Here is a 16,363-nt window from a genome sequence, read left to right as displayed (position 1 = left end):
ATTTCTATACCTAATTGAATTAAGTTTTTACGTTTCCTCTCTAGCTTTTTCCAATCGTGCCAAATACAATAGCGTAACCGATTTCTTAGCCACTCATCTAGCTTTTTACTTTTTGCATAGATATTGGTTAAGCGGTAATTGTTCATCCAGACGGGTAGTCGATTCTATCATCGATATTTTAATAATAAATGAATCTTGAGCTTTGGCTTGTGATTTTTTTTGTTTATAACTTTTTTGAATTTGACTCTAGAATACTTGATATTTTAGTAAGAAAATTCGAACTTCGCTTATCGAACGATATAGTTCATTAAAACGTAACCATATCTAATCGTTAGGCGTCATTTAAAAAGACAGACTGCTAACATTGAGAATACTACAAATAACAGAAATAAACGTAAATAATGAAATTAAATTTTTTATCTAACCTCTTCAAAAAGTCCACAAGCGAAAGTTTTGACAATAACAAAGACATTACAACTTCTAATGACTTAAAAGCATCGGAAGTTTTAATCGAAAAGGGAAAAGCAAAAGCTAATCAAAAAGATTATAGTGGAGCAATCAAAGACTTCTCAAACGCAATTGAACTTGACCCAAGAAGTATTTCTGCATATTGGGAAAGAAGTAAAGCAAAACGTGAATTAAATGATATACCTGGAGCAGATAAAGACTTTCAAAACGGAAATATACTTTATGAAAACCTTGACAATGGTTTAAAAGCAAATGATGAGGGAAACTCTTATTATGAAGATGGAGACTATAAAAATGCTATTCGGTGTTACAATAAAGCAATTCCTTTAATTCCAACTATTAAAACAATTTATTATTATCGAGGTTTATCAAAACAATATTTGAAAGATTATAATGGAGCAATGGAAGATTTTAACAAAAGCATAGAAGTAAATGCTTCAAACAAGGCTGATTCTTATTATGAAAGAAGTCTATTAAAATCTCACAATTTGGATGATAAAGTCGGTGCATTACAAGACTTAAATGATGCTATTGAAATAAACCCAAATGAAGCACATTATTATTACAGTAGAGCAAAATTACAAGACGAATATGATGGTTTACAAGATTTAACCAAAGCTATAGAATTGGAACCTGAAAATCCAGATTATTATTTATCGCGCAGTCTGAATAGAAAAAAAATGGAAGATTATGAAGGTAGTATTGCGGATTTGACAAAATTTATTGAAATAAATCAAGATAGTTATATAACGATTACAGAAGCCTATTCTTTAAGAGCAGGAATGAGACTTTTGTCTAACGATTTACAAGGAGCATTAAAAGACCACGACAATGCTGTTAAAACAGACCCGACAAATTCAGATGCAATAATGGAAAGAGGAATAATAAAAGATTTATTAAGAGACTATGAAGGCGCAATAATAGACTTTTCTAAAGCAATTGAATTAAACCCAAAAAATGCGCAAGCTTTTTATGAAAGAGGAGTCGTAAGACAAAATATAGGCTTAGAGGATGAGGGAGTTATGGATGTAATAAAAGCAAAGGTACTTGGTTATGAGGAATAATTTAATCATATATATTACTCTTATCTAAAATATAAAAAATTATGGCCAAAGAATATTTTATTATAAATTCAAAATCTAAAAATTCACAACCGAATTTTTCATCATTCAAAAATCCTTTAGAGATAAAATCTAAAATCAACAAAGTATTTACAGAAGAAGCTTGTAAATGGACAGACAGCGAAAGAATACTGCAAGGTTTTTACAAATCTGATACAGCCCATTTAAGATTTGAGATTTTAAAGACTAATAATAATAAAAATTACACTTTCCAATTAACAGCACTTGACGGGAATAATCCTTTGTCTGAAATTTCTAAATTATGTAAGTTATGTAATTGGAATGCATTTAGTATAGAAAATGGAGAATATTTGGATTTAGATAGTTTCGTAAAAACTAAAATTAGTCCTGAAGATAAAAAGAAATATACAGATGATTATTGGGATAAATTTAATAAAGCCCAAGAAGAATTAGAAAATGAAAATTACCAAGAAAACTTCGAAATGGAACATAATAAAAAATGGTGGAAATTTTGGTAATTAGATAAAAAACGTCGCCTAACACCGTATAAAAATAATTGCGGTTTAGTGCTAAAACAAAGGTAGTTGCATGTTTGCTACATCTGATTTTCCTTCGGAAAATCCTCGCACGCAAACCCGCAACTATCCATATACAACCACGATAAGCGCAACAAACCTCTAATCCTCACCCTCAAAAGCTTTCATCTCTAAAGTAGGTTCAATAATTTGTTCACTATCCCAAATGGTTTTTTCAAACTTATTCAATCGTTTGTAAGGCACAACCGAATCTTGTTTAATAGCTTCAAAATCTTGTAAACTCAGTTTGTTATTTGAAGAAAACAACAATTCTTTTTTATTACGGTTTTCGCCTTCAATTTTAAAACTAAAATTCACTTTGTTTCTAGCGCTACTATTTTCAATAAACTTCATGTCTCTATTGACGTAAAAGTAACTGCCTGTGCTATGCTTTAAGTATTTTGGATGATAGATATTACTGCTGTCTTTTTCAAATAAAAAGGTTCCAGTACTAATGTTTGCAATGTATTTAATACCTAAAATAAATTTCAGATTTAGCTTTTCGCCATGTCTGTTTTTATAGTATTTATAATCCACTCTAGTTATGGCGTAGGTATCATCACTAACATATAATTTTCCAGTGTATTTTGCTTTTCCTTTTTTTGGTTTGAAGCTAATAATATGTGTGAGTTCATTATTGTTGTAAGCTACATCTTCATGGGTAAATTCGTATAAGTCGAAACTTAATAGTTTATCTAAAAATGAATTTTTATAAAACTGAGAACGTTTTATAAAAGAACGTGTTTTATCATTTAAAAAGGTAATTTTATACTCTTTTCTCTTGTTTTCGGCTTTATCATCATCTTTAAGAGCCAAAGAATCTTCAATCTTAAAAAGACCAGATTTTAATTTATAAGTTTTAGTGGTATCAAGATATTTCAAAATAATATGTTGTGCTTTGTCTTGTATTTGTTCAATCGAAAAATCGTTTTTATAATCTAATAACTGAGTGGCTTTACTAACTCTAAGTTTGCTGCTGTCTTTATTAAATGCGTAAAATTCTCCTTTAAAATCTTCAAATTGAACAATATCACTTTTTCGAATTTTATCTGAAAGCGCTTTTAGATTACCATTAGCAGACTCCATATCTTTTTTGTTAACGTGAGATGCTTTTTCAATTTCGAACACTAAGTTTTTAAAATCAACATAATCTGTAGTTCTTCTAAAAACAGTGTGCTTGAAGAGTGAAGTATCATAATTATTAGGAAGTTTTCTTTTTGCTTTTGCAATTATAGAATCTGCATTTAGTGCTTTATTACTAATATAAACTTCACTAAGTTGGTTTATGGCTTCGTCTAAATTAATAATAAAATTAAGACCTTTAATGTTTTGAATGCTAATAGTTTTGTTTTGATAGCCTAAACATGAAATTGAAACAGTATCTAATGTTTTGTTATTCATATGGATAGTAAAATAACCTTCTTCATTAGAAATAACACCGCTATATTTTCCTGTTTTTATAGATGCATATGGAATAGGAGATTTACTTTTTTTATCAATAAGTTTAGCTGTAATGTTTTGGGATAATACAGGTGTGGAAAAAAGCAATAGCAGTAATATAATTTTATAAGGCATTTTTTGATGATTAAGGTTTTATATTTTATAAACGAGACAAGTTAAATAATGTTACACAAAGAGAAATCTAGGACATACTATTTAACTTTTAATTAGTGCTTAATAGTTAATTTTATTAAAAGAATTTCACTTTTTGTAAATAAGAAATTTTAAGATACTCAGTATTATTTGAGTGTTAAAAATTCTTTTATATTAACTACATTTGCAATCGCAAAACAAGTTATCGCATAGGCGGTAATTTTTTTAATAAAACGTAGCTATTAAAAGGTTCCCTTCTTCAAGGGAATGAAGAAAAATTTATTCAATGAAAGCAGGTATAGTAGGATTGCCAAACGTAGGAAAGTCAACGTTGTTTAATTGTTTGTCTAATGCAAAAGCGCAAAGTGCAAACTTTCCGTTTTGTACTATTGAGCCAAATATAGGTGTGGTTAATGTTCCAGACCCACGTTTAGAAAAATTAGAATCTTTGGTAAATCCAGAACGCGTTTTACCCGCAACTGTAGAAATTGTAGATATTGCTGGATTAGTTAAAGGAGCGAGCAAAGGCGAAGGTCTAGGAAATCAATTCTTAGCTAATATTCGTGAAACTGATGCTATTTTGCATGTTTTACGTTGTTTTGATAACGATAATATTGTACATGTTGATGGTAATGTAAACCCTATTCGTGATAAGGAAACTATCGATATGGAATTACAGCTTAAAGATTTAGAAACTACTGAAAAGAAGTTGGATAAAGTAAAACGAGCGGCAAAAACCGGAAATAAAGAGGCTCAAAAAGAAGAGGCTATTTTGTTGAAAATAAAGGAGAAATTAGAAGCTGGAATTTCAGTAAGAGCTTTAGAGTTTTCTGAAGATGATTATGAAGATTTTGTGAAACCTTCTCAATTTATTACAGATAAGCCAGTTATGTATGTTTGTAATGTAGATGAAGGGGCTGCAGTTTCAGGGAATGATTATGTTGAAAAAGTGAAAGAAGCGGTTAAAGATGAAAATGCGGAAGTTTTAGTTTTAGCTGTTGGAACTGAAGCCGATATAAATGAATTGGATGATTATGAAGAGCGCCAAATGTTCTTGCAGGATATTGGTTTAGATGAACCCGGTTCTGCTAAATTAATCCGTTCTGCATACAAATTACTTAACCAACAAACGTATTTCACCGCAGGTGTAAAAGAGGTGCGTGCTTGGACTATAGATGTTGGTGCTACTGCACCACAAGCAGCAGGTGTAATTCATACCGATTTTGAAAAAGGCTTTATTCGTGCTGAGGTTATTGGTTATGATGATTATGTGTCTTTTGGCAGTGAAGCCAAAGTGAAAGAAGCTGGTAAAATGCGTGTTGAAGGTAAAAATTACATTGTTAAAGATGGTGATGTGATGCACTTCCTATTCAACGTTTAAAATAAAAATTTGGGCGTAACCACAAGGGTCGGACTTTTATTCATGCTTTTCTATTTAATATTATCGAATTTATGAACATAAATGTTTCGTTATATCTTTTTTAAACGTCATAGCGAGGACGAAGGATGTGGCTATCTGTTAAATGAAAGTTCAAAATAAAGTTTGTGTTTCTTATTAAAAAAGGATGCCACTGCAATCCCTAACGCGGTTATACTTGCAAGATTAGTGGTACATTCAAATTAAAAGTCTGTTTGTTGTTTCTTTTATTAAAAATATCACTGAACATCGTATTCAAAAACAGTTCCATAGTAATAAAATAAGAAGCATACCTACCTTCGTTTTATGGAAAACAAAAAACAGTTTTGGTTGGGAGTTCTAATTGGCATCACTGGTATTGTGCTATTCTCATCTAAAGCGGTCATGGTTAAATTAGCGTATAATTATCAGGTTGATGCTATAAGTATTTTGCTTTTACGCATGCTGTTTTCTTTTCCTTTTTATATTATAATTGCATATCTATATAGAAATCAAAATGCAATAGTTAAACCAAATTTTAAAGACTATTTGTGGCTTTTGTTTTTTGGTTTTGTAGGCTATTATTTAGCCAGTTATTTCGATTTTGTTGGTTTAACCTATATAAAGGCAAGTTTAGAACGTATTATTTTATTTTTGTATCCAACTATAGTCATACTCTTAAATAAAGTCTTTTTAAAGCAACCCATTACAAAAATTCAAACTTTAGCCATAGGATTGACTTATTTAGGAATTGTTATTGCGTTTTCAGATGAAGTTTCTATTTCTGGCTCGGAAACCTATTTAGGTGGCTTCTTTATATTATTGAGCGCTATAACCTACGCCTCATATTTGGTTGGTAGTGGTTGGTTAATTCCTAAATTTGGAGTTATCAAATTCACAGCTTATGCCATGATTTTTTCTTGTGTTTGCGTATTTATTCATTACAGTATTAGTAGTGAAATTAGCCTATTCAGTTTTTCATGGGAAGTCTATGCTTTAGGATTTTTAATTGCCGTTTTTGCAACTGTAATTCCTTCCTTTTTAGTATCTGCTTCTATAAAAATGATTAGTTCGTCAAACTTTGCTATTGTAGCTGGTATTGGTCCTATTTCCACCATTATTTTGGCGGCAATATTTCTTAATGAAGTTTTAACTTGGCTTCAGCTTTTCGGCGCTTTGGTGGTTATTATTGGAATTCTATTAGTTTCATCTAAAAAAGTAGCATAAAAAGCATTATTAATAAAATGAAGTATTTGTATTTTATCGAATTGTTGCATTTGTAAAAGTTAATTTATGGTCTAAGAAAAGGGTTTCATTCGTAAATAGGTTTGATTTAACAACTTAAACCCCAAATTTATGAATGCTAAACAATCACTATTAATCACGTTATTATGCGTTTTTTCTACTTTATCAAATGCTCAAGTTGATACAGATAAATCTAAATTAGCCTTGGGTATTTCAACAGGATATAACCGCGGATTTGGAGTACAACTAAGTGCCACTTTATTAAAACCACTAGAAAGCCTTCCCGTGCAAGTAAGGTTTGGTATAGGAGTTACAAAATTAAACCCCGGAAATTCCGCTGATGCAAGACGTATTTTTATTAATAATGCCACCAATGGAGTGCCAGAAGAAAAAGCTAGAGCTTATGATTACCGATTAGATTTTATGGTGAATTCTAATTTTTTAGAGGCCGAATCTTCTCAAATTGTATTTGGACCGAGATATTCAGGTTTTAAGGCGAATTTTAAATACGTAGGAGGTAACGAAGATTTTGATGTTACATCTAAACAGTTTGGTGTTGGTTTAGGTGCTGAAAGTCAATTTAAAATGAATGATAAACTTAATTTACTTGCTGCTATTGGTTTAGACTATTTTTTTAATCATACTTTAAAAGGTCATGACACTTCTTACAGTCCAGATGATGATAATGTGAATGCAAGAAACGATAATACAAATAACAATATTGAGTTTACATATGAAGATGCTAATGAAGCCATAAAACAACCTAGTTTAATGCCGAGGGTATTGATTGGTTTGGTTTACAAATTATAGAAACACACGAAATACAAGTAATCTGGCTCATGTTCTCAACAATATTTTTTTCATTGTTAATTACTTTGTTAGGCTGCGGTTTTATTTTTTGAAAGGTTGTGCTATATTAGCATGCTATCTATTTCTTATATTGGTAGTAAGTAATAAAATCGCACCCTTTTTATGGCAGAACAAACCAAATATACCGAAGATAATATACGTTCATTAGACTGGAAAGAGCATATTCGTATGCGACCAGGAATGTATATTGGTAAACTCGGTGATGGGTCTTCACCAGATGATGGAATCTATATTCTCCTTAAAGAAGTTTTAGATAACTCCATTGATGAGTTTGTTATGGGAGCTGGAAAAACAATAGAGATTTCCGTTCAAGGTACTAAAGTTACGGTACGGGATTACGGTCGTGGTATTCCATTAGGAAAAGTGGTAGATGTTGTTTCCAAGATGAATACTGGTGGAAAATATGATTCTAAGGCGTTTAAAAAATCTGTTGGATTAAATGGTGTAGGAACAAAGGCTGTAAATGCGTTGTCATCTTTTTTTAGAGTAGAATCTACACGTGATAGTAAAAGTGCATCTGCAGAATTTGAACAAGGTAACTTAACCAATCAAGATTTATTAGAAGATACATCAAGGCGAAAAGGAACCAAAGTATCATTCATACCAGATGAAATCATTTTTAAAAACTATAAATTCAGAAGCGAATATATAGTAAAAATGCTCAAAAACTACGTCTATCTAAACCCAGGTTTAACTATCGTTTTTAATGGCGAAAAATATTTTAGTGAAAACGGATTAAAAGATTTATTAGCCGAAAAAATAGCCGAAACAGATTTGTTGTATCCTATTATTCATTTACGAGGAGATGATATTGAAGTCGCACTAACTCACAGTAAAACACAATACAGTGAGGAGTATAATAGTTTTGTAAACGGACAAAACACTACGCAAGGAGGAACACATCTTACAGCTTTTAGAGAAGCATTAGTAAAAACCATTCGTGAATTTTATGGTAAAAATTATGATGCATCAGATATTCGTAAATCTGTAGTAAGTGCCATTGCCATTAAGGTGATGGAACCTGTTTTTGAAAGTCAAACTAAAACCAAATTAGGGTCTACAGATATGGGAGGCGATTTGCCAACCGTAAGAACTTATATAAACGACTTTCTAAAAACAAAACTTGATAATTATTTACATAAAAATCAAGATACTGCTGAAAAAATTCAACGTAAAATTCTACAAGCAGAACGTGAACGAAAAGAGCTTTCTGGAATTAGAAAATTAGCAAAAGACAGAGCTAAAAAAGCAAGTCTTCATAATAAGAAATTACGCGATTGTCGTGTACATTTTGGCGACACTAAAAACGAACGTAATTTAGAGTCGACACTTTTTATTACAGAGGGCGATTCGGCATCAGGAAGTATTACAAAATCCCGCGATGTGAACACGCAGGCGGTTTTTAGTTTAAAAGGGAAGCCATTAAACTGTTACGGACTTACTAAAAAAATCGTTTATGAAAATGAAGAGTTTAACCTGCTACAAGCAGCATTAAATATAGAAGAATCTCTTGAAGATTTACGTTATAATAATGTGGTTATAGCTACTGATGCAGATGTTGATGGGATGCATATTCGTTTATTATTAATCACCTTTTTTCTTCAGTTTTTCCCAGAAGTTATTAAGAATGGCCATTTGTATATTTTACAAACACCATTATTCCGTGTAAGAAATAAAAAAGAAACTATTTATTGTTATTCTGAACAAGAACGACGCGATGCTTTAGAAAAGCTAAAACCAAAACCAGAAATAACCCGATTTAAGGGATTAGGGGAGATATCTCCAGATGAGTTTAAACACTTTATAGGAGATAATATTCGTTTAGATCCCATCATGTTAGATGATAATATGTCTATTGAAGAGTTATTGTCTTTTTATATGGGTAAAAACACGCCAACACGTCAAGAATTTATTATTGATAATTTAAAGGTTGAAATGGATATTGTAGAATAGTTTCTTGAATTTTAAAAAAAAAACTCAATTCTGTTTTAAATATTCGTTAAAATATACTCTTAAAAATATCTTTAGCATTAAATTTGTAAGAATGAGTATAGAATATTAAATTTAATAAAAACATTCTACCTTGGTAGAGACTAAACGACACTAAGATGTTATACAATAAGAAAAAAGGAGCTAAAAAAAGACGTTCTTATGATTATTTACATGTTCATGCTAGTAGTGAACAAGTGCATAGATTGCAAAAAGTAGGAAGAGTTATGCTTAACGGAACACCAAAAAAATCAAAGTAATTAATGATTGAAGACAGTGACGATTTAATTAACGAGCAAGATGACCCCCAAGAAACCATTACTCGTATTACGGGAATGTATAAAGATTGGTTTTTAGATTATGCGTCTTATGTTATATTAGAGCGAGCTGTTCCTGCTATTGAAGACGGTTTTAAACCCGTACAGCGCCGTATCATGCATTCCATGAAAGATCTTGACGATGGGCGCTATAATAAAGTAGCAAATATCGTTGGTCATACTATGCAATACCACCCACATGGCGATGCTAGTATTGCTGATGCTATGGTGCAAATTGGTCAAAAAGACTTGTTAATTGACACTCAAGGTAACTGGGGTAATATTTTAACAGGAGATCGAGCTGCGGCATCTCGTTACATTGAGGCACGTATTTCTAAGTTTGGATTAGATGTTGTTTTTAATCCTAAAATTACTGAATGGCAAGCTAGTTACGATGGGCGTAGAAAAGAGCCTGTAAACTTACCTGTTATGTTTCCGTTGTTGTTAGCGCAAGGTGGAGAGGGAATTGCAGTAGGCCTGTCAACTAAAATATTGCCTCATAATTTTGTGGAACTTATAGATGCATCGATTAAGCATTTACAAGGCAAGCGTTTTACTATTCTACCTGATTTTCCAACCGCAGGAATTGCTGATTTTTCAAATTATAATGATGGCAATAGAGGAGGGAAAGTTCGTGTTCGTGCAAAAATTTCTCAATTAAATAAAAATACACTTACAATAACAGAGTTGCCTTTTGGAACAACCACATCTTCATTAATAGATTCTATCTTAAAAGCGAATGATAAAGGTAAAATTAAAGTCAAAAAAATAGAAGATAATACTGCTGCTGAGGTTGAAATTTTGGTACATCTTCCGTCAGGGTTATCACCAGACAAAACAATTGATGCACTCTACGCTTTTACGAGTTGTGAGTCTTCTATTTCTCCCTTAGGTTGTGTTATTGAAGATAATAAGCCTTTGTTTATTGGTGTTACAGAAATGTTACGGCGTTCTACCGATAATACGGTTCAGCTTTTAAAGCAAGAATTAGAAATAAGATTAGGAGAGTTTGAAGAGCAATGGCATTTTGCTTCTTTAGAGCGTATTTTTATTGAGAATAGAATATACCGCGATATAGAGGAAGAAGAAACATGGGAAGGTGTTATAAGTGCTATTGATAATGGACTAAAACCTCATATAAAACATTTGAAGCGTACTGTTACCACAGAAGATATTGCGCGTTTAACAGAAATTCGAATCAAACGTATTTCAAAATTTGATATTGATAAAGCACAGCAAAAAATTGATGCTTTAGAAGAGCAAATAGCGGAAGTTAAGCATCATTTAGAGCATCTTATTGATTATGCTATTGCTTATTTTACGAGATTAAAAAAGGAGTATGGCCAAGGGCGAGAACGTAAAACAGAAATTAGAACTTTTGATGATGTTGATGCCACAAAAGTGATTATAAGAAATACAAAACTTTATGTAAATAGGGAAGAAGGTTTTATTGGAACCTCTCTAAGGCGTGATGAATATGTATGTGATTGTAGTGATATTGATGATATTATTGTGTTTACCAAAGCTGGTAAAATGATGGTGACTAAAGTGGATTCTAAAACGTTTATAGGGAAAGATATTATTCATGTAGGAATCTTTAAAAAGAAAGACAAACGTACCATTTATAATATGATTTATAAAGATGGATCAAAAGGGCCATCATACATCAAACGATTTGCTGTTACCAGTATTACTAGAGATAAAGATTACGATTTAACTAATGGAAATAAGGGCTCTTCGTTACTTTATTTTTCTGCCAATCCTAACGGAGAAGCAGAGGTTGTTTCAATCAATTTAAGACAAGCAGGAAGTATCAAGAAGCTTAAATGGGATATTGATTTTGCTGATATTATAATAAAAGGGCGCGCATCAAAAGGAAACTTAGTGACTAAATATTCTGTAAAACGTGTTGAGTTAAAAGAAAAAGGGGTGTCCACATTAAAACCGCGAAAAATTTGGTTTGATGATACGGTACAGCGATTAAATGTTGATGCTAGAGGAGAACTTATTGGAGAGTTTAGAGGAGAAGATAAATTATTAATTATCAATCAGTCTGGAATAATAAAAACAGTTACGCCAGAAGTAACTATGCATTTTGATGATGATATGATTGTGATGGAAAAATGGGTGCCCAAAAAACCAATTTCGGCAATTTATTTTAATGGCGATAAAGACATGTATTATGTTAAACGCTTTTTAATAGAGCAAGAAGGTAAAGAAGAATCTTTTATTTCAGAACATCCAAACTCGCAGTTAGAAATTGTTTCCACGGATTGGAAACCTATGGCAGAAATTGTATTTGCTAAAGAACGTGGTAAAGATCGAAAAGAAAATTTAGAAATTAACCTCGAAGAATTTATCGATATAAAGGGGCTTTCTGCTCAAGGCAATCAGCTCACAAAAGAAAAGGTTAATCAAATAAATTTATTGGAGCCTTTACCTTATGAAGCTCCTGAAGAAGTTCATGCTGATGATTTAGAAGTGGTAGATGAAAAAGAAGTCCTCCCTGAATCTTCAGAAAACAAAAAAAGTAAATCTTCAATTCCTGATTCAGATTCTAAAGATGATTTAGGTATTGATGATGAGGGACAAATAACTTTGTTTTAAAAAATAACAGTTTGTCAAGTATAAAAAGACTTAAAATTAGCATTAAAAAGTTAGGTCTTGCTTTAACAGTATTACTCAGTTTTCTTTTAGTATTTGGGTGTATTATTGTTTTTCTATCAAATAGTTTTGTTTCATTCGTTTTTACAATTATTATCCCTACGCTTTTAGTTTTAAATTTAATTTTTGGGGTGTATTGGTTGTTTAGAAAAAAGAAAATATTTCTACTATCATTTTGTGGGGTGTTGCTTTATTTTATTTGTTTTGATTCATTTTATCAGTTTAATACGTCTGTGACTTCTGATTTTTCCAGTACATCTTTGAAATTGGACACGCTATCCATTTTGTCATACAATACCAATGGTTTTAAACATGATATTGATGTTAATGATTTTGATGATAGTATAAAAGATACCAATGACCCAATTGTAAATTTTATAAAAAATAAAAATACAGATGTTTTTTGTATTCAAGAATTTTCTGCTATTAAATACAAGTATTTTAACGATTATCCATATTGGTATAAAACCAATATATTTACTAAGAATAAATCTGTAATGGCAATATTTTCAAAATATCCTTTTATAGATAAGGGTTATATAAATTTCCCAAACTCACACAATGGTGCCATGTTTGTTGATTTAACTTTTAATAAAGAAGTCATACGAATCTATAATTTACATCTGGAATCTTTTAGAGTGCCAGTAAAACTTTACGATTTTAGTGAAACAAGAATTTATAATTCTTTAACCTCAAGAATTACTAAAGCTGAAAAAATAAGAAAAGAACAAGTTTCTATTATTATGAATCATATTAATGAATTTAAAGGTAAAGTCATTATTAGTGGTGATTTTAATAGTACTCAATTTTCATCAGTATATAACATATTAAAGGATTCAAAAAAAGATACTTTTATTGAAGCAGGTTCTGGTTTAGGTACAACTTATAAACTTTTTAATTATCCTTTACGTTTAGATTATATTCTTGTTGATGATAGCTTTGAAATTCTTTCTCATCAAAATTTTGACTTAAAAATTTCCGATCATGAGCCCATATTAGCTACATTTAAAATTAAGTAGTTAGCATAGAAATTTATTAAGTACGTTTCAATTGTTTTTGTATTTTTTTGATAGCAGATTCTATTGATTTTTCAGGTTCAATTATGTTGTAGGCACCCCAAAATCGCGGATCTGAAAAACCAGAAGCTTTTTCACTTAAAATTGTAGAGGGTTGAATTAACTTACTCCTTATTTTCACAAGTTTTGTGTCGTAAATTTCCCAGTCAGTAATTGCCATTTCACTATTTAAAGTATAAATACTATTGAAGAGTTTGCCTTTCCAATTTACTTTAAATGTTAAAGAAATATTACTGTAAGCATAATGCCATTTACCATTAGTTGTTCTATAATTTACGCGATATGTGGCTTCGGTAGGATATACGTCAACTTTTCTAGGTTTTTTTCTAACATACATTTGGCTAGATAATTCTCTATTTGATACATTTAAACTGTATACAGCGTTAGTTAATGCTAATGTTTCTGCATCAATGTATAACTTCCCGTAGTAGAGCGGTGTACCATTGTCTTTCTTTTGCTTAAAATTAACAACATAGATTTGACGGTCATTTATTTTTGTAGAATTGCCAAAACTAAATTTATACAAGGGTAAGTCTTCAGTGGTAAAAATAAATTCAGGATATTTAATAATATCCGTATACAAATTACTAAATGGCCCACCTTGAAGTTTTAAAGCTATGGTATCAAGCTTAGAATAGTCCGTATTCTTTCTAGCTTTTATGAGCTCAATATGATCTCTTCTTAAGTTATTATAAGGTTGTTTGTGTATTTTAACTACAGCTTCAGATAGCGATGCGTTTCTTCTTCGTTTTTTTATTGTTTCTCTGTAAAAAGCAGTCATTAATGTATTGTTGTTATTGTAAATACTGCTTTTCTTTTTTAGAGTTTCTTCAACTATGCTTCTTGCATCTTGCGTTGTAGTTTTTATATTCACTTCATTTAATTGCGTAATAGCAGGTGTCAATAATATTTTATCATGATTCACTATTGAAGAAGCTTTTAGTTCTCTTTTTTCATAACCCAAATGAGAGATTGTAATACGACCCTCTAAAAGGTTATTAGGTATTTTTAAGATAAACTCACCTTCGCTGTTTGTTACCGTGCTAATATTAGAGTTTTCAATAACAATATCTGTAAAAACTAAAGGGCTTTTAGTTTCGCTATCAATAACTTTTGCTTCTATTTCTTTAAAATCGATATCTTGAGCTAAAACAAGATTAATATTAAATATGAAAAGCGATATAGTAAAAATATATTTGTAAAATGCTAATTTTTTCATGACTTAAGTTTTAGGGTGTTATTGGATATTAATATACGGAATTATTTTGTAAATACCTAAAAAACAATTGTTTAATTAATGTTAAAACAGCTAGTGAGTGTAAGTAAGTTGTGTTTTAGTTACAATCATATTGTTTTCTTACGAAATTAATTCATCAAATACTATACTAAGGTATTAATTGAAGGTTACAATAGAATAACTCTTAACTTAATTTTTAGATTTCTAAAAATAGAATAACAGTATATTTACATGATTATTAATCGAAATATGCATCAAGAATACATACCATTCAAAAACACGGGATACTTTTCATCTTTGATTTGTGATTATCTAGACCAAAAGTCAAATTTAAAGCAGTTTTATAATCGGTTTTCTTCTTTAGAGGATTTTAAAGCTCAAATTAACGAGAAGAAATTGTCTTATAAAAAAGAATCAAGAACTGTTTTGGTTTCTTCATTGAAAAAGCAATATGAAAATATAGAAACTTCAGAACTGACAAATAATAATCTAGAGTTTTTAAAATCTGATAACACATATACCATAACAACAGGTCATCAACTTAATTTATTTACAGGACCTTTATATTTTTTGTATAAAATAATATCTGCTATAAATCTATCAAATGCATTAAAAGCTAAATATCCAGAAAATAATTTTGTGCCTGTTTATTGGATGGCCACAGAAGATCATGACTTTGATGAGATTAATTACTTCAATTTTAAGGGCAAGAAGTTCCAATGGAATAGAGAAGCAGGTGGCGCAGTAGGCGAACTTTCTACAGAAGGCTTAGATGCTATTTTTAAAATGTTTTCTCAAGATTTAGGAGTTAGTAAAAATGCAGCAGCACTAAAAGATATTTTTGAAAAGGCTTATTTAAATCATAATAATCTTGCAGATGCGACAAGGTTTTTAGCAAATGAATTATTTAAGGATTATGGTTTAGTTATCATGGATGCGAATGATAAAGCGCTTAAGCATTTATTTATACCTTACGTTAAAGAGGAGTTGTTAAATCAAACGTCTTTTAAGACTGTTTCTGTAACGAACTCGAAATTATCTAATATTTCAGAACATTATAAAATACAAGTTAACCCAAGAGAAATAAATCTATTTTATTTAAAAGATAATTTAAGAGAGCGGATAGTTTTTGAAGATGATGATTATAAAGTATTAAATACAAATATCATTTTCAGTAAGTTTGAGATACAAAAAATGATTTTAGAGTATCCAGAACGGTTTTCACCTAACGTTATAATGCGCCCTTTATATCAAGAGGTTATTTTGCCAAATCTGTGTTATATAGGCGGCGGTGGTGAGTTGGCGTATTGGATGCAACTTAAAGATTATTTTGATGAGGTAGCCATACCGTTTCCTATCTTACTATTAAGAAATTCGGTTTTAATTAAAAGTGAAGTTCAATCAAAAAAACTTCAAAAATTAAATATTTCAACAGAAAATATCTTTCTAAAACGAAATGCTTTCATTAATAAAAGAGTTAGAGAAATATCTAATATCGATATTGATTTTTCAACCCAAGTAAATCATTTGAAAAAGCAGTTTGAAGATTTATATAAACTTGCAGAACAAACAGATAAATCATTTTTAGGAGCGGTAAAAGCCCAAGAGGTAAAGCAGTTAAAAGGTCTTGTTAATTTAGAAAAACGATTACTTAAAGCTCAAAAGAGAAAACTTTCTGATGAAGTTGAAAGAATGACTGAAATAAAAAACGAGTTATTTCCAAATGGAAGTTTACAAGAACGAAACACTAATTTTTCAGAACTTTATTTGGAGTATGGTAACCGGTTAATTCCTAAACTTATTGAGAGCCTAGAGCCTTTAGAAAGTAAATTCACTATCATAACCATTTAG

At 30.6% G+C, this 16,363-nt stretch carries 13 protein-coding genes; 10 read left to right on the top strand and 3 right to left on the bottom strand.

Annotated elements, in window-relative coordinates; translation table 11 throughout:
- Window positions 1-146: group II intron maturase-specific domain-containing protein (locus P8K68_RS03110; RefSeq protein WP_300248129.1), on the bottom strand; the 146-nt coding region annotated here is incomplete at its 3' end.
- A 255-nt stretch (window positions 147-401) separates the two neighbouring features.
- Between P8K68_RS03110 and P8K68_RS03105 the strand changes: the two genes are divergently transcribed.
- Together P8K68_RS03105 and P8K68_RS03100 are read left to right on the top strand one after the other, a co-directional pair.
- Complete coding sequence (locus tag P8K68_RS03105; RefSeq protein ID WP_300248126.1) at window positions 402-1,532, top strand: tetratricopeptide repeat protein; 1,131 nt, start codon at window positions 402-404, stop codon at window positions 1,530-1,532.
- Between the two features lie 41 nt (window positions 1,533-1,573).
- Complete coding sequence (locus tag P8K68_RS03100; protein ID WP_300248124.1) at window positions 1,574-2,068, top strand: hypothetical protein; 495 nt, start codon at window positions 1,574-1,576, stop codon at window positions 2,066-2,068.
- A 159-nt stretch (window positions 2,069-2,227) separates the two neighbouring features.
- On the opposite strand, the gene P8K68_RS03095 is transcribed toward P8K68_RS03100, so the two are convergent.
- Window positions 2,228-3,700 (bottom strand): carboxypeptidase-like regulatory domain-containing protein, encoded by a 1,473-nt coding sequence (locus P8K68_RS03095; RefSeq protein WP_300248122.1) that lies wholly within the window; start codon window positions 3,698-3,700, stop codon window positions 2,228-2,230.
- A 304-nt stretch (window positions 3,701-4,004) separates the two neighbouring features.
- Between P8K68_RS03095 and ychF the strand changes: the two genes are divergently transcribed.
- The 7 genes from ychF to P8K68_RS03060 all read left to right on the top strand — a co-directional run bounded on the left by ychF (window position 4,005) and on the right by P8K68_RS03060 (window position 13,218).
- Entirely contained in the window at window positions 4,005-5,099 is a 1,095-nt protein-coding gene (ychF, locus tag P8K68_RS03090) for a redox-regulated ATPase YchF (protein WP_300248120.1), read from the top strand.
- Between the two features lie 342 nt (window positions 5,100-5,441).
- Window positions 5,442-6,341 (top strand): DMT family transporter, encoded by a 900-nt coding sequence (locus P8K68_RS03085; protein WP_300248118.1) that lies wholly within the window; start codon window positions 5,442-5,444, stop codon window positions 6,339-6,341.
- 129 nt (window positions 6,342-6,470) lie between these two features.
- Window positions 6,471-7,169 carry a hypothetical protein gene (locus P8K68_RS03080; protein ID WP_300248116.1) on the top strand — a complete coding sequence of 233 codons (699 nt, stop codon included), beginning with the start codon at window positions 6,471-6,473 and terminating at the stop codon, window positions 7,167-7,169.
- A 162-nt stretch (window positions 7,170-7,331) separates the two neighbouring features.
- Window positions 7,332-9,182 carry a DNA topoisomerase IV subunit B gene (locus P8K68_RS03075; RefSeq protein ID WP_300248113.1) on the top strand — a complete coding sequence of 617 codons (1,851 nt, stop codon included), beginning with the start codon at window positions 7,332-7,334 and terminating at the stop codon, window positions 9,180-9,182.
- A 155-nt stretch (window positions 9,183-9,337) separates the two neighbouring features.
- Entirely contained in the window at window positions 9,338-9,478 is a 141-nt protein-coding gene (locus P8K68_RS03070) for a hypothetical protein (RefSeq protein ID WP_300248111.1), read from the top strand.
- 3 nt (window positions 9,479-9,481) lie between these two features.
- Window positions 9,482-12,142 carry a DNA gyrase/topoisomerase IV subunit A gene (locus P8K68_RS03065; RefSeq protein ID WP_300248109.1) on the top strand — a complete coding sequence of 887 codons (2,661 nt, stop codon included), beginning with the start codon at window positions 9,482-9,484 and terminating at the stop codon, window positions 12,140-12,142.
- Window positions 12,143-12,153: 11 nt separating this feature from the next.
- Entirely contained in the window at window positions 12,154-13,218 is a 1,065-nt protein-coding gene (locus tag P8K68_RS03060) for an endonuclease/exonuclease/phosphatase family protein (RefSeq protein WP_300248107.1), read from the top strand.
- Window positions 13,219-13,234: 16 nt separating this feature from the next.
- Here the strand turns inward: P8K68_RS03060 and P8K68_RS03055 are convergent, their stop codons facing one another.
- The gene (locus tag P8K68_RS03055; RefSeq protein ID WP_300248105.1) at window positions 13,235-14,494 is read right to left on the bottom strand and encodes a carboxypeptidase-like regulatory domain-containing protein; all 1,260 of its coding nucleotides are present in this window, start codon (window positions 14,492-14,494) and stop codon (window positions 13,235-13,237) included.
- A 267-nt stretch (window positions 14,495-14,761) separates the two neighbouring features.
- On the opposite strand from P8K68_RS03055, the gene bshC reads away from it, so the two are divergent.
- Window positions 14,762-16,363, top strand: a complete 1,602-nt coding sequence (gene bshC, locus P8K68_RS03050) for a bacillithiol biosynthesis cysteine-adding enzyme BshC (RefSeq protein WP_300248128.1) — start codon at window positions 14,762-14,764, stop codon at window positions 16,361-16,363.

Source organism: Algibacter sp. (assembly GCF_029245835.1).
Taxonomy (GTDB): domain Bacteria; phylum Bacteroidota; class Bacteroidia; order Flavobacteriales; family Flavobacteriaceae; genus Algibacter_B.
This window is presented reverse-complemented; position numbering and strand designations above follow the sequence as displayed.

Coding starts and splice junctions, on each gene's coding strand:
- P8K68_RS03055 (WP_300248105.1), bottom strand. CDS start 14,494: ATGAAAAAATTAGCATTTTACAAATATATTTTTACTATATCGCTTTTC.
- P8K68_RS03095 (WP_300248122.1), bottom strand. CDS start 3,700: ATGCCTTATAAAATTATATTACTGCTATTGCTTTTTTCCACACCTGTA.
- P8K68_RS03075 (WP_300248113.1), top strand. CDS start 7,332: ATGGCAGAACAAACCAAATATACCGAAGATAATATACGTTCATTAGAC.
- ychF (WP_300248120.1), top strand. CDS start 4,005: ATGAAAGCAGGTATAGTAGGATTGCCAAACGTAGGAAAGTCAACGTTG.
- P8K68_RS03100 (WP_300248124.1), top strand. CDS start 1,574: ATGGCCAAAGAATATTTTATTATAAATTCAAAATCTAAAAATTCACAA.
- bshC (WP_300248128.1), top strand. CDS start 14,762: ATGCATCAAGAATACATACCATTCAAAAACACGGGATACTTTTCATCT.
- P8K68_RS03065 (WP_300248109.1), top strand. CDS start 9,482: ATGATTGAAGACAGTGACGATTTAATTAACGAGCAAGATGACCCCCAA.
- P8K68_RS03070 (WP_300248111.1), top strand. CDS start 9,338: ATGTTATACAATAAGAAAAAAGGAGCTAAAAAAAGACGTTCTTATGAT.
- P8K68_RS03105 (WP_300248126.1), top strand. CDS start 402: ATGAAATTAAATTTTTTATCTAACCTCTTCAAAAAGTCCACAAGCGAA.
- P8K68_RS03080 (WP_300248116.1), top strand. CDS start 6,471: ATGAATGCTAAACAATCACTATTAATCACGTTATTATGCGTTTTTTCT.
- P8K68_RS03085 (WP_300248118.1), top strand. CDS start 5,442: ATGGAAAACAAAAAACAGTTTTGGTTGGGAGTTCTAATTGGCATCACT.